Source organism: Streptomyces sp. NPDC057099, assembly GCF_042671245.1.
Lineage (GTDB): Bacteria > Actinomycetota > Actinomycetes > Streptomycetales > Streptomycetaceae > Streptomyces > Streptomyces purpurascens.
The window spans coordinates 24494-37565 of record NZ_JBHUTX010000064.1 but is presented as its reverse complement, the minus strand read 5'-3'; the positions used below and the strand labels follow the sequence as shown (position 1 = coordinate 37565).

General features: G+C 70.5%; 13 protein-coding genes and 1 pseudogene. 9 read left to right on the top strand and 5 right to left on the bottom strand.

The features are described from left to right. Positions 1 to 104: pseudogene (locus ACFT4A_RS39175) on the top strand (polysaccharide deacetylase family protein); the annotation flags it as partial. Positions 105 to 144: 40 nt separating this feature from the next. Here the strand turns inward: ACFT4A_RS39175 and ACFT4A_RS39170 are convergent. After that, the gene (locus ACFT4A_RS39170; protein ID WP_382840527.1) at positions 145 to 813 is read right to left on the bottom strand and encodes a class F sortase; all 669 of its coding nucleotides are present in this window, start codon (positions 811 to 813) and stop codon (positions 145 to 147) included. 351 nt (positions 814 to 1164) lie between these two features. Here ACFT4A_RS39170 and ACFT4A_RS39165 point away from each other — a divergent pair, with 351 nt between their 5' ends. Continuing rightward, positions 1165 to 1650, top strand: coding sequence for a hypothetical protein (locus ACFT4A_RS39165; protein ID WP_382840525.1), 486 nt, complete (start codon positions 1165 to 1167; stop codon positions 1648 to 1650). Between the two features lie 72 nt (positions 1651 to 1722). Here ACFT4A_RS39165 and ACFT4A_RS39160 read toward each other — a convergent pair whose 3' ends face one another. The 3 genes from ACFT4A_RS39160 to ACFT4A_RS39150 form a co-directional block, all read right to left on the bottom strand. Next, positions 1723 to 2283, bottom strand: coding sequence for a hypothetical protein (locus ACFT4A_RS39160; RefSeq protein WP_382840535.1), 561 nt, complete (start codon positions 2281 to 2283; stop codon positions 1723 to 1725). 222 nt (positions 2284 to 2505) lie between these two features. Then, positions 2506 to 3270 carry a hypothetical protein gene (locus ACFT4A_RS39155; protein ID WP_382840522.1) on the bottom strand — a complete coding sequence of 255 codons (765 nt, stop codon included), beginning with the start codon at positions 3268 to 3270 and terminating at the stop codon, positions 2506 to 2508. Between the two features lie 24 nt (positions 3271 to 3294). Continuing rightward, positions 3295 to 3426, bottom strand: coding sequence for a hypothetical protein (locus ACFT4A_RS39150; protein ID WP_382840519.1), 132 nt, complete (start codon positions 3424 to 3426; stop codon positions 3295 to 3297). A 22-nt stretch (positions 3427 to 3448) separates the two neighbouring features. On the opposite strand from ACFT4A_RS39150, the gene ACFT4A_RS39145 reads away from it, so the two are divergent. The 4 genes from ACFT4A_RS39145 to ACFT4A_RS39130 all read left to right on the top strand — a co-directional run bounded on the left by ACFT4A_RS39145 (position 3449) and on the right by ACFT4A_RS39130 (position 8477). Beyond that, positions 3449 to 3892, top strand: coding sequence for a hypothetical protein (locus ACFT4A_RS39145; RefSeq protein WP_382840516.1), 444 nt, complete (start codon positions 3449 to 3451; stop codon positions 3890 to 3892). Positions 3893 to 4206: 314 nt separating this feature from the next. After that, a complete protein-coding gene (locus ACFT4A_RS39140) occupies positions 4207 to 5190 on the top strand; it encodes an SCO0930 family lipoprotein (RefSeq protein WP_382840514.1) in 984 nt (327 codons plus the stop codon). Positions 5191 to 5523: 333 nt separating this feature from the next. Continuing rightward, entirely contained in the window at positions 5524 to 6336 is an 813-nt protein-coding gene (locus ACFT4A_RS39135) for an SAM-dependent methyltransferase (RefSeq protein WP_382840511.1), read from the top strand. Next, a complete protein-coding gene (locus tag ACFT4A_RS39130; RefSeq protein ID WP_382840508.1) occupies positions 6333 to 8477 on the top strand; it encodes a putative bifunctional diguanylate cyclase/phosphodiesterase in 2145 nt (714 codons plus the stop codon). Before ACFT4A_RS39135 ends, ACFT4A_RS39130 begins: the two co-directional genes overlap by 4 nt. Positions 8478 to 8605: 128 nt before the next feature. Here the strand turns inward: ACFT4A_RS39130 and ACFT4A_RS39125 are convergent, their stop codons facing one another. Beyond that, positions 8606 to 9490, bottom strand: coding sequence for a LysR family transcriptional regulator (locus tag ACFT4A_RS39125; RefSeq protein ID WP_382840505.1), 885 nt, complete (start codon positions 9488 to 9490; stop codon positions 8606 to 8608). 118 nt (positions 9491 to 9608) lie between these two features. On the opposite strand from ACFT4A_RS39125, the gene ACFT4A_RS39120 reads away from it, so the two are divergent. From ACFT4A_RS39120 to ACFT4A_RS39110, 3 genes are read left to right on the top strand one after another with little or no spacing between them, the layout of a single operon-like run. Then, positions 9609 to 10280 carry a succinate dehydrogenase gene (locus ACFT4A_RS39120; RefSeq protein WP_382840532.1) on the top strand — a complete coding sequence of 224 codons (672 nt, stop codon included), beginning with the start codon at positions 9609 to 9611 and terminating at the stop codon, positions 10278 to 10280. A gap of 2 nt (positions 10281 to 10282) precedes the next feature. Then, on the top strand, positions 10283 to 12232 hold the full coding sequence (locus tag ACFT4A_RS39115; protein ID WP_382840502.1) for a fumarate reductase/succinate dehydrogenase flavoprotein subunit: 1950 nt from the start codon (positions 10283 to 10285) through the stop codon (positions 12230 to 12232). Further along, positions 12229 to 12978, top strand: a complete 750-nt coding sequence (locus ACFT4A_RS39110) for a succinate dehydrogenase/fumarate reductase iron-sulfur subunit (RefSeq protein ID WP_382840499.1) — start codon at positions 12229 to 12231, stop codon at positions 12976 to 12978. Before ACFT4A_RS39115 ends, ACFT4A_RS39110 begins: the two co-directional genes overlap by 4 nt. Positions 12979 to 13072: the final 94 nt, after the last annotated feature.

Below are 13072 nucleotides of genomic sequence, written 5' to 3'. Positions count from 1 at the left end.
CCGGGGGCGACCGCTCGCAGAGTGTGCGCGCCCTGCGGCTCTATCTGCCCGAACTGCTGGACGCCGGCTACCAGATCTCCGTCCCCCGGCGGCATTACACGTGAAAGGCACCGTCAGGCTGTTCGCCCGCCCGGCCGGGAACGCTCAGCGCACCTCGACCGCGCGGGCGAAGGCCACGACATTGCCCGCGTAGCCGTTCTGCCGGGAGAATCCGCCGCCGCAGGTGATGACCCGCAGTTCCGCCGCGCCCTTGGACGCGTACACACGGTCGCCCGGGAAGTTGTTCTTCTCGAACACCTCGATGCCGTAGATCTCGAACACGACGGTCTTTCCGTCCTGCCGGGCGATCTCGACACGGTTTCCCTTCTTCAGGGCGCCGAGCGCGTAGAACACGGCAGGGCCCAGCTGGTTGTCGACATGGCCGACGACGACCGCTGTGCCCTTCTCGCCGGGGGTGACCGCCCCGGTGAACCAGCCCGCCAGGTTCGGGTCCTCCGGCGGGGGCGCGCCGACCCAGCCGTCCGCGTCCAGGCCCACGGGAATGATCGGCGTGTCGACCTGGATCGCCGGGATCCTGACCCGGTCCGGTAGGGCATAGGGCAGGGGCTGCACGGTCCCGGCGAAGGCGGCGCCGGGCACCCGGCTGTCCGTCGCGGCCGCCGTCGCCGGTTGCGGCGGACCCTCGTCGAACTCCCCCGAACCATTCCGGATGAGGGCGAGGCCGGTCAGCAGAACCAGCGCTATCACGCCCCACGGGGCGCGCTTCTTCGGCCGCGCCTCCTCTTCCGCCAGGGCCAGCTCGGACGCAGACATTCGCCATCCCCTCTCGACGCGGCCGTCGCCGTGTCTTTCGCGCATACCAGAACGCTAAGTGCCGCGCACGAAACCGGCGACGGGGCGAGGGCGAACGGGTGGCCCCCGTCTGTGAGGGGTGGCCCGGCCATTTCAGGTGCGCCATCCGAGTTGCCGCCGCGAGGAAATTTCTGACGGTCCGTGACCTGCGGCGATATCCGATTGCGTGGATTTCCCGCGGTATCCGCTCTCACCAGGACGGACCATTCCCGAAATGCGACTCCGGGCAAGGCAACTGACTGTCTTTCTGGGAGGCGCTTTCTCGCCGATCGACCGGGGACGGGTCCCGGGGCGTCTTCCGCGGAGGTTCACATGCGTAACACTCGTGCCCTGGCGGTCGCCGGCGCGGCGGTCGCAGCCCTCGGGCTCTCCGCCCCCGCGGCCGTCGCGTGGGACAGACCGAGCAACATCGTCGCCCTGCCCAGCGTGATCGCCCGCGGCGGTCAGCTGACCATCACGGTCGACGGCTGCCGCAACGGCGGCATCGCGACCTCCAGCGCGTTCTCGCCGACCAGGCTCTCGCCCATCCGCGGCGCCAACGAGACGGCGAGGGGCACCGCCACGATCAACAACAACGCCCGCCCGGGTCCGTACGACATCACGGTCAGGTGCGACAGCAGGACCTTGACCAAGCCGCAGGCCTTCACCGTCATCGGCGGTGTCCGCGGCGGCATCGGCGGCAGCAGCACCACCGGTGCGACGCCGACCGACGTGGCCATCGGCGGCGGCCTCGTGACGGCGGTGGCCGTCGGCGGCGGCGTGTTCTGGATGCGCCGCCGGGCCGAGCGGCGCGCCTGACCTCTTCGCCCCGGATCCCGTGAGGGCCCGGGGCGAAGCCAGGACCAGCGGGCGGCATCCGCGCCGGGCCCGTCAGCCGGTCTCCTCGTCGGTGCGGCGGCGTGCGAGGTGGTACGTCGTCCCCAGCGCGCCGGCGATCAGCGCGGCGCCGAGCCCGATCTCCTTGAGGTCGAAGCCCGCGAGGGTGCCGCCCTCCCCGGCGTGCGCGCCCTTCGACGGGTGGCCGTGGTGCTCCCCCGGGTGGTGCGGGGAGTGGTGCGTCGGCCGGTGGGTGGGGTGATGGGTCGGACGGCCGCCGGCGATGGTCAGACGTGCGGTGCCGCTCGACTCGTCACAGATGAACTCCACGTCGTACACGGCGCCGGGTTTGGCGTCCCAGTCGACCACGGCCCGCGCCGACGACTCCCTGGGCGGGATGGCGACCAGGTCGAAGACCGGTGAGGAGACCAGCGCCTCTCCCCGGCACGCCGCGTTGCGGACCACCCGCAGCGTGACCCCTTCGCCCGCCGCGGCGGTGGAGGGCTCGACAGCGAAGCCGAAATCGGTCCGGACCGCCGCGTAGGCGGTCGGCATGCAGGAGGCGAGGGCGCCGGCGCCCAGCAGTACGGCCGAAGCGACGCGTATCGCGCGCATGGTGACCTCCGGGTCCCCGAGGAGCAGTCGCGGACCTGTTCCGCTCACGTCAGACATGCACCTCGATGCCCGAAACGCTAGGAAGGGGTGCGCCGTAGCGCGATCGCAGTAGCGCGAATGGGGCATGCGTGTGGGCCGCCCGGGGGAACCCCGCTACGGCGGCCGGGGGACGGCGACGGCGTGTCGCGCGTCCCCCGGCCCGGATCCGTGGTGCGGGCGCCGTCAGTCCCCGGTGCCCGGGAAGAGGTTGAGGAACGGGTCCGCCGACGCGGTCACGCCTCTGCTGTACGGCGAGTCGAAGTCCCAGATCAGGAACAGCAGGAAGGCGATCAGCGCCGAGAACAGCCCGGCGAGGACCATTTCCCGGGTCGTTCTGCGGATCTGCAGGGCGAAGATCATCCCGATGGTGACGACGGCTCCGGCGATCAGCCCGAACCACACCACGCCCGGCATGGTCTCCCCGGTCGACTCCGCCCGGGCGATCCGGGCCTGGTTCGCCGCGGTCACCTGGTCGAGGAGCGGCTGGTAGGCCTGGGCCTGGAAGTCCGTCTTCGGCTCGTAGTCGGTGACGTCCTGGCGGACGCGCTCGAAGAGCCGGTGGCCGCGCTCGGTGACACGGCCCTCGTCGGCCATGGTGTCCCACTCGGTGGTGACGACATGTCCCACATAGGCCTCGATGTCGTCCCGGATCCGGTCGCGGGCGTCGGGCGGGTAGACCCGGACCCGCTCCGAGATCTCGTGCAGCGCCGTGGCCTCGGCCTGCACATGGTCCTGGGCGGCGCTGCGTCCCTCCCAGACACCGGCGATCGCCAGGCCCAGGACGATGGCGTACACCACGCCGATCCACATCGTCATGTACTCGATGACGTCCGGGGTCTCACTGGGGTCCTCGTCGTCGGACGCCGTGCGGTGGCGTACCAGGGTGATGATGACCACCACGGCGCAGGCGGCCAGCATCGCGAGGGTGAGAACAAGCCATTCCGGCAAGAGGTACCTCCAGGGCTTCAGGGATCAGCGCGCGCGCAGCGCGGCGACGGCGACCACCGCGGGCACCGTGACGAGCAGGACGAAGGTGAGCGGCGACATCGCGCTGCCGGTCCGTCGTGGCCGCGGCGGCGCGGCGCGATACCGCGGGTAGTGCACGGGCGAAGCGGACGGACGCGGCGTGGGTGTGGCCGACGGTTTCGGCGCCGGAGCCGGGGGAGGGGGCGGCGGTGGCGCCGGCCTGAGGGTCGGCTCGGGCGGGGGCGCCGCGGGGCGTCGAGCGGGCGGCGGCGGCGCGGGCGGCGGCTCGGGTCTGGCCGTGGGCGTCGGCTTCGGCGGCGGTGGCGTCGGGTCCGGCGACGGACTCGGAGTCGGTGTCGGCTTCGGCGGCGGGGGTGTCGGGGTCGGAGTGGGGGTGGGCGTGGGCGTGGGCGTCGGTGTGGGGGTCGGGCACGGCGGCTTGGTCGGCCAGGTCTTGCTCCCGGCGTACGCCACCGCCTTCGTGCCGTCCGGCCCTGTCGAGGCGTACGCGCAGGCGGTGGCCACCGCCACCGAACCCGGTGCGCCGACGAGCGCCCAGGTCAGCGCCGCCACCGCCAAGGCCCGTACGGCGACGGCGGGTTGAATCGAGAGGGGTCCATACACGACGAAGATCATGAGCCTTGTTCCGCCGGGACGTGCCGGAGCGCAAGGGGATTGCCCCGAAAGAGGGATTTCCGGGTGCCGTCGGTTTGATCAGCGGTCGCCCGCAGGGTGCTCGGCACGCATGTCTGTGCGACGGAGAGCGGCCCCGTCACAGGTCGCGGGCGGCACTCCTCACAGGTTCCGGAAAGAAATTTGGCCGGTCGTTGAACACAATCGCTGCTCCCGTGCGTACTCATGGCCGTGCGGCGGCGCAGCAGGGCGCTGCAACACCCTTGCGATTATGGGGAGTTGACGATGAAGACCTCCTGGCGGAGCGCCTCACTCGTGGCGAGCGCCGCGGCGGTCCTGGCGCTGACGACGGCGTGCGGTCAGGACAGCCCTCCGGCGGCCAGCCAGAACGTGGGTGCCACGGCGGCGCCCGGGGACTACGGAAACATCGGCTCCGGGACGGCCGGTGCGGGCGGCACCGCGAGCAGCCCGGCTGCCGCGCCGAGTGCTTCCAGCCCGTCCAACCCCGCGGGCAAGCTGTCCGTCTCCACCGCCGACGAGATCGGCAAGGTGGTGACCGACAGTCTCGGCCTCACCCTGTACCGGTTCGACCAGGACACCGAGCAGCCGCCCAAGTCGAACTGCGACGGCGACTGCGCCAAGACCTGGCCGCCGGTCCCCGCGGACGACGCCGAGGCCGGCGAGGGCATCGACAAGGCGCTGCTCGGCACCGTCACCCGGGCCGACGGCACCAAGCAGCTGACCGTCGGCGGCTGGCCGGCCTACCGCTACGCCAAGGACGTCAACGCCGGTGACGTCAAGGGCCAGGGCGTGGGCGGCAAGTGGTACGCGCTGGCCCCCGACGGCAAGAAGGCGCAGGAGGGCGGTGCGGGCGCCGCCGGCGGCGGCGGAGCCGAGGCGGAGGCCGGCCTGTCCACCCGTGAGGACCCCAAGCTCGGCGAGATCGTCGTCGACAAGAACGGCATGACCGTCTACCGGTTCAAGAAGGACAAGGCCTGGCCCAAGCCGGTCTCCAACTGCACCGGCGAGTGCCTGAAGAAGTGGCCGCTCGTGGAGCCCGTCGACTTCGCCGACACCAAGGGCATCCAGGAGAAGGGCTACATGATCTTCGACCGGACCGACGGCAAGGGCAAGCAGCAGACGATCAACTGCTCGCCGATCTACACCTTCGCCGGCGACAAGGCCCCGGGCGACACCAACGGCCAGGGTGTCGGCGGCACTTGGTACGCCGTGCGGCCCGACGGAAAGCTGGTCGGCGCGTCGGAATAGCAGAGAAACCTCCCCAGGGTTGACCCTCGCGTCACCCGACGGAGCCGACCCGGTCCGCCCCTCCGTGACTCACGGAGGGGCGGACCGTTTTGCCGTGCTTCACCTGAACTCATCGAATTCTCAGCACTCTTCCCCTTCCGGCCCGGAACTCTCCGGAATGCCTCGAACACTGTTCGTCATATGTTCGAAGGGGATGCGGACGGGTATCAATTCGGCACGTGCCGCAGGCAGTGACCGGGAACGGATGGTCAATTTCCGTTTCGGGTCGCTCCATTGGCGGGCGATCAGTAGCCTCTGCTCGAACACCGGATCGCCTACGCCTTGGAGAGATAGATGGAGCGTCCCGCCTGGGCCCCACGGAGCATCGACATCTCGGTGCCCTCCGTTTCCCGGATGTACGACTTCTATCTGGGCGGATCGCACAACTTCGAGGTCGACCGGGAAGCGGCCCGCAGGGCCATGGAGTTCCTGCCGGGACTCCCCAAGATCATGCAGGCGAACCGCGCGTTCATGCGCCGCGCCGTGCGCCACGCGGCCGACCAGGGCATCACCCAGTTCCTGGACATCGGCTCCGGCATCCCCACCTTCGGCAATGTGCACGAGGTGGCCCAGGCCGCCCGCCCCGGCGCGCGCGTGGTGTACGTCGACCACGACCCGGTGGCCGTGGCACACAGTCAGGCGGTCCTGCGGGGCAACGACGGCGCGGGTGTCGTCGCCGCGGATCTCCGCAAGCCCCAGGACATCCTGAGCAGCCCCGAGGTGGAGCGGCTGATCGACCTGAATCAGCCAGTGGCCCTGCTCCTCGTTGCCATACTTCACTTCGTGGAAGACGAGGACGACCCGTACGGGGCGGTGGCCGAGCTGCGGGAGGCGCTCGCGCCCGGCAGCCTGCTCGTGCTCACCCACGCCTCCTACGAGGGGATCCCGCTGCCGCCGGAGCGGGCCGGGGGCGCGGTGGACGTGTACGAGGAGATCCGCAACCCGCTGATCATGCGCTCGCGCGAGGAGATCGCGCGGTTCTTCGAGGGGTACGACATGGTGGAACCCGGACTGGTGGCGATGCCACGCTGGCGGCCCGACACCGCACCGGAGGACGAGGATCCGTATGCGTTCTCCGGTTTCGCGGGCGTGGGGCGTACGGCGTGATCGCGGAACCGGACGGGCCGGAGGACAGACTGCGCAGATTCGCGACGATCTGGAGCCGGGCCGTCTTCCCGGTGACCTCGACGTCGTCGACCCGCCAGGAGTTCGAGGAGCAACTGCTGCCGCTGGCCAGACGGCTCAGCGAGGCGCTGCGGGCCCGGGCCTTCGACGCCGACGCGGGCAAGGCCGTGGGCGCCGCCCTCGTGGACGCGCACTGCACCGACCCCGATGCGCTCAGCCACACGCTGGACTGCGTGGACGCCTACCTGGTCCTGTACTGCGGGGGCGACGGCGACCAGGAGGACCTGCGGGCGCGCTGCGCACGACTCCAGCACGCGATGTCCGCCGGCTTCGCCCGGGCGCTGCGCGAGCGGACCCTGGCCGAGCAGGAGGCCATCGCCGAGGCCGCCCTCCAGGCGCAGGGCGTGGTGGCGCAGGCCCTGCACGCGAGCGAGGCCCGCTTCCGCGCGGTCTTCGAGGGCGCGGCCATAGGCATCGGCATGGCCGACCTCGAGGGCAACATCCTGCAGGTCAACGGCGCGCTGCTGCGCATGTTCGGGATCTCCGAGCATGTCTTGCGCAGCCGCAACGTCAGGGAGTGGACCCACCCCGACGACGCGCCCCAGACCTGGCGCCTCTACGACGAGCTCGTACGCGGCGAGCGTGAGCACTACCACCTGGAGAAGGCGTTCTACCGCCCCGACGGAACGGTCCTGTGGACCAATCTGACGGTCTCCCTGCTGCGCGACGCCGACGGCGAACCGCAGTACCAGCTCGCCCTCATGGAGGACACCACCGAGCGACGGCTGCTCAACCTGAGGCTGCGCTACGAGGCCACGCACGACGCGCTGACCGGCCTGCCGAACCGCACCTTCTTCTTCGAGCGCCTGGAGAAGGCACTGGGCGCCGGGGAAGGCCAGCGGTTCGGGCTCTGCTACCTCGACCTCGACGGCTTCAAGACCATCAACGACAGCCTCGGCCACGCCGCCGGCGACCGGCTGCTGGTGGAGATCGCCGACCGGCTGCAGTCCTGCGCCACCGCGCCCGGCGAGATGGTCGCGCGGCTCGGCGGCGACGAGTTCGTGGCACTGACCACCGGCTCCGACACCGAGCACGAGGTCGACGAACTCGCCGGCCGCATCATGAACGCGCTGCTCGCGCCGGTCAGCGTCGACGGCCGGGAGCTGACCGTGCGCGGCAGCATCGGCATCGTCGAGGGCCCGGCGGGGGAGCGCAGCCCGGCGGAGGTGCTGCGCAGCGCCGACATCACCATGTACCGGGCCAAGTCGGCGGGCGGCAACCGCTACGAACTCGCCGACCCCGAGGCCGACGCCCGCGCCATCACCCGGCACGGACTGACCACGGCCCTGCCGACCGCGCTGGAGCGGGGCGAGTTCTTCATCGAGTACCAGCCGCTGGTCCACCTCGGCGACGGCAGCGTCCGGGGGGCCGAGGCCCTGGTGCGCTGGCTGCACCCGCAGCACGGCGTGCTCGGCCCGGACCGCTTCATCCCGCTCGCCGAGCACACCGGGCTGATCGTGCCGCTGGGCCGCTGGGTCCTGGAACAGTCCGTACGGCAGGCCCGCGAGTGGCGGGAACTGCAGGGCGGCGCGGAGGCCGTGGGCCCGCTGCGGATCAACGTCAACCTCTCGCCCTGCCAGCTGACCCACCCCGGCCTGGTCCAGGACACCGTCGACATCCTGGAACGCACCGGCATCGAACCGAACGCCCTCTGCCTGGAGGTCACCGAGTCGGCGCTGATCGGAGCGGACGACGACCTGCTGAAGCCGTTGCGCCGACTGGCCGAGATGGGCGTCGACATCGCCCTGGACGACTTCGGCACGGGCTACTCCAACCTCGCCAACCTGCGCCGCCTGCCGGTCAGCATCCTGAAACTGGACCGCTCCTTCACCCAGAGCATGCAACAGTTCCCGGCCGACCCCGTCGACCTCAAGATCGTCGAGGGAATCGTCTCCCTGGCCCACAGCCTGGACCTCGCGGTCACGGTCGAGGGCGTGGAAACAGGCGCCCAGGCCGAACAGCTGCGCATGATGGGCTGCGACACGGCCCAGGGCTGGTACTACGCCCGCCCGGGCCCACCCGAGCGCCTGCACGAACTGGCGCTGGTGGACGCGACGGGGTAGGGGGTCATGCTTTTTTAGGGGCGCGGGGCTGTATTCGATATGCGGCTCCGCCGCGGGGGCGCGACCAGCCACGACGCGCCCGCACCCCTTGCCCGGCGCTCACACACAACGGCGCACCCGAATCCGCCTCACCGCTCAAGCAACATCCGCTGCAACTCCCGAGCGGCCCGAGGCGGAGCCACATCACTGCGATGCGCCAAAGCAATCGTGCGATGCAGCCCGGGCCGCGCAAGCGGCGTCACCCGCAACCCCCGCCCCGACCTCGCCGCCACCATCCGCGGCACCACAGCGACCCCCAACCCCGCCCGCACAAACCCCAGCACCGCATCCATCTCCCCACCCTCCACCGCGAAGTCCGGCTCGAACCCCTCGGCCCGACACGCGGCAACGGTCAGCTCCCGCAGGTCGTACCCGTGCCGGAACATCACCATCCGCTCCCCCTCCAGATCGGCGACCCGCACGGTACGCGAGCCCCGGCCCGGTCTCGCCGCATCGGGTGAGGACACCACCACAAGATCCTCCCGAAGCAGCTCCACCGTGGTCAGCGCCGGCGACGGCGTCGGCAGGGGCAGCACGACCAGCGCCAGATCCAGCGCGCCACGCGCCAGCTCCCGCACCAGATCATGAGAGCCGCCCTCCTCGATCAGCAGCCGGATCCCCGGGTAGCGATCATGGAACGCGCGCAGTACGTCCGGCAGCAGACCCGTGCACACACTCGGCGTCGCCCCCAGCCGCACCCGCCCCCGCCGCAGCTGCGCCAGCTCCTGCACCTCGTGCCGGGCGGTGTCCGCGTCGGCCAGGATCCGCCGGGCCAGGGGCAGCAGTGCCTCCCCGGCGTCCGTGAGCGTGATGTTGCCGCGGGCGCGCCGGAACAGGTCCGCGCCCAGTTCCCGCTCCAGCGCCTTGATCTGCTGCGACAACGACGGCTGCGCGACATGGACCAGATCGGCGGCCCGGGTGAAGTGCCGGGTCTCCGCGACGGCCACGAAGTACTGGAGCTGCTGGAACTGCATCCTCGTACGATAGCCCCGGACTATGGAATCAAGCCGGACCATGTCTTGGACCGATCGGCCGCGCGTCCGTAGCGTGCTGGACATGGCTCTGGCAACGCGGACGGACCGACGGCCGTCCATGGCACGCACCGTGTGGGACTCCACCCTCGGCAAGAAGACCGTGATGGCGGTCAGCGGGCTGATCATGCTGCTGTACCTGGTCGTCCACATGATCGGAAACCTGAAGATCTTCTTCGGGGCCGGCGAATTCAACGAGTACGCGCACTGGCTGCGGGTCGTCGGTGAGCCGTTCATGCACTATGAGTGGACGCTCTGGCTCGTCCGGATCGTGCTGGTCGTCGCCGTCGTCGCCCACGCCACCTCCGCGTACCAGCTCAGCCGCCGCGACATCAGGGCGCGCCCGAGCAAGTACGTGCACAAGAAGCCGCGGGCCTCCTACGCCACGCGCACCATGCGCTGGGGCGGCATCATCCTCGGGCTGTTCATCGTCTGGCACATCCTGGACCTGACGACCGGCACCGCGCACCCCGGCGGCTTCCAGGAGGGCCGTCCGTACCAGAACGTCGTGGACACCTTCTCCACCTGGTACGGCAACGTCGTCTACATCGTCGCGATGCTCGCGCTCGGCCTGCACATCCGGCACGGCTTCTGGAGCGCCGCCCAGACCCTCGGCGTCGGCAGCCGCAGCCGCGACCGCGCCCTGAAGACCGTCGCCAACGTTCTCGCGCTGCTGCTCACGGCCGGTTTCATCGCCGTACCCGTGGGCGTCATGACCGGAGTGGTGAGCTGAAGATGACTTCCTACGCCGACTACGCGACCGGTGAGCCGGTCGTCGACACCAAGGCCCCGTCCGGGCCGGTCAACGAGCGCTGGGACAAGCGCCGCTTCGAAGCGAAACTCGTCAACCCCGCCAACCGGCGCAAGCACACCGTCATCGTCGTCGGCACCGGCCTCGCCGGCGGCTCCGCCGGGGCCACCCTCGCCGAACAGGGCTACCACGTCGTCCAGTTCTGCTACCAGGACTCCCCGCGCCGCGCCCACTCCATCGCCGCACAGGGCGGCATCAACGCCGCGAAGAACTACCGCAACGACGGCGACTCCATCCACCGGCTGTTCTACGACACCGTCAAGGGCGGCGACTTCCGGGCCCGCGAGTCCAACGTCCACCGGCTCGCGCAGATCTCCGTCGAGATCATCGACCAGTGCGTGGCCCAGGGCGTGCCGTTCGCCCGCGAGTACGGCGGGCTGCTCGACACCCGGTCCTTCGGCGGGGTGCAGGTCTCCCGCACGTTCTACGCCCGCGGCCAGACGGGCCAGCAGCTCCTCCTCGGCGCCTACCAGGCCCTCAGCCGGCAGATCGCCGCCGGGAACATCGAGATGCACCCGCGGACCGAGATGCTCGACCTGATCGTGGTCGACGGGCGGGCGCGCGGGATCGTGGCCCGCGACCTGATCACCGGAAAGATCGACACGTACTTCGCCGACGCCGTCGTGCTCGCCTCCGGCGGCTACGGCAACGTCTTCTACCTGTCGACGAACGCCATGAACTCCAACGCCACCGCCGTCTGGCGAGCCCACCGGCGCGGCGCCCTCTTCGCCAACCCCTGCTTCACCCAGATCCACCCCACCTGCATCCCGCGCACCGGCGACCACCAGTCCAAGCTGACGCTGATGAGCGAGTCGCTGCGCAACGACGGGCGTATCTGGGTGCCCAAGGCGAAGGGCGACCAGCGGCCCCCGGCCGAGATCCCCGAGGACGAGCGCGACTACTACCTGGAGCGCATCTATCCGTCCTTCGGCAACCTCGTGCCGCGTGACATCGCCTCCCGCGCCGCGAAGAACGTGTGCGACGAGGGCAGGGGCGTCGGTCCCGGCGGCCAGGGCGTGTACCTGGACTTCGCCGACGCGATTCGGCGAATGGGCCGGGGGGCCGTCGAGGCCAAGTACGGCAACCTCTTCGACATGTACCAGCGGATCACCGACGAGGATCCGTACCGGGTGCCGATGCGGATCTACCCCGCCGTGCACTACACGATGGGCGGCCTGTGGGTCGACTACGACCTCCAGACCACCGTCCCCGGGCTGTTCGCGATCGGCGAGGCCAACTTCTCCGACCACGGGGCCAACCGGCTCGGCGCCTCGGCGCTGATGCAGGGCCTGGCCGACGGCTACTTCGTCCTCCCGGCCACCATCAACGACTACCTGGCCCGCAACCCGCACCACGACGCGGTGGGCGACGAACACCCCGTCGTCCAGGAGGTGCTGGCCGAGACCCAGGACCGGCTCCACCTGCTGCTGTCCGTAGACGGCGACCGCACCCCCGACTCCTTCCACCGCGAGGTCGGCGAACTCATGTGGGAGTTCTGCGGCATGGCCCGCACCGACGCCGGGCTGCGCAAGGCACTGGAGCGCATCCCGCAGATCCGCGAGGAGTTCTGGAGGCGCATCAAGGTGCCCGGCACCGGCGAGGAGTTCAACCAGTCGCTGGAGAAGGCCAACCGCGTCGTCGACTACCTGGAACTGGCCGAGCTGATGTGCCTCGACGCGCTGCACCGCGACGAGTCCTGCGGCGGCCACTTCCGCGAGGAGTCCCAGACGCCCGACGGCGAGGCCGCCCGCAAGGACGAGGAGTTCGCCTACGCGGCCGCCTGGGAGTTCACCGGCACCGGCGAGGCTCCGACCCTGCACAGGGAAGACCTGGCCTTCGAGTACGTCCACCCCACTCAGCGGAGCTACGCATGAAGCTCACCCTGCGCGTCTGGCGGCAGCGGAACGCCGACGCCGACGGCACGATGTCCACCTACGAGGTGGACGACATCTCGCCCGACATGTCCTTCCTGGAGATGCTCGACACGCTCAACGAGGAGCTCACCCTGCGGGGTGAGGACCCCGTGGCCTTCGACCACGACTGCCGCGAGGGCATCTGCGGTGCCTGTTCGCTCGTGATCAACGGGGACGCGCACGGGCCGGAACGCACCACGACCTGCCAGTTGCACATGCGGTCCTTCGAGGACGGCGACACGATCGACATCGAGCCGTGGCGGGCCTCGGCCTTCCCGGTCATCAAGGACCTGGTCGTGGACCGGTCCGCCTTCGACCGGATCATCCAGGCCGGCGGCTACATCACCGCGCCGACGGGTGCCGCTCCGGAAGCGCATGCCACGCCGGTGCCGAAGCCCGACGCCGACCTCGCGTTCGAGCACGCGGAGTGCATCGGCTGCGGGGCCTGTGTGGCGGCCTGTCCCAACGGGGCGGCGATGCTGTTCACGTCCGCCAAGGTCAACCATCTGAATGTGCTGCCGCAGGGGGCGCCCGAGCGGGAGACGCGGGTGCTGGACATGGTGGAGCAGATGGACGAGGAGGGCTTCGGCGGCTGCACCCTCGCCGGGGAGTGCGCCACCGCCTGTCCCAAGGGAATTCCCCTCATGTCCATCACCAGCATGAACAAGGAGTGGCTGCGGGCCACGCGGAAGGTCGCCAAGCAGTAGTTCAACAGGCGCACACCCGCGCTCCTGGCACTCGTCACGCGCAGGACAGGCGGCATGGGCACAACAGTGGGCGGCGGCACCGCTCGCCGCCTCC

Coding starts and splice junctions, on each gene's coding strand:
- ACFT4A_RS39170 (WP_382840527.1), bottom strand. CDS start 813: ATGTCTGCGTCCGAGCTGGCCCTGGCGGAAGAGGAGGCGCGGCCGAAG.
- ACFT4A_RS39165 (WP_382840525.1), top strand. CDS start 1,165: ATGCGTAACACTCGTGCCCTGGCGGTCGCCGGCGCGGCGGTCGCAGCC.
- ACFT4A_RS39160 (WP_382840535.1), bottom strand. CDS start 2,283: ATGCGCGCGATACGCGTCGCTTCGGCCGTACTGCTGGGCGCCGGCGCC.
- ACFT4A_RS39140 (WP_382840514.1), top strand. CDS start 4,207: ATGAAGACCTCCTGGCGGAGCGCCTCACTCGTGGCGAGCGCCGCGGCG.
- ACFT4A_RS39135 (WP_382840511.1), top strand. CDS start 5,524: ATGGAGCGTCCCGCCTGGGCCCCACGGAGCATCGACATCTCGGTGCCC.
- ACFT4A_RS39125 (WP_382840505.1), bottom strand. CDS start 9,490: ATGCAGTTCCAGCAGCTCCAGTACTTCGTGGCCGTCGCGGAGACCCGG.
- ACFT4A_RS39120 (WP_382840532.1), top strand. CDS start 9,609: ATGGCACGCACCGTGTGGGACTCCACCCTCGGCAAGAAGACCGTGATG.
- ACFT4A_RS39115 (WP_382840502.1), top strand. CDS start 10,283: ATGACTTCCTACGCCGACTACGCGACCGGTGAGCCGGTCGTCGACACC.
- ACFT4A_RS39110 (WP_382840499.1), top strand. CDS start 12,229: ATGAAGCTCACCCTGCGCGTCTGGCGGCAGCGGAACGCCGACGCCGAC.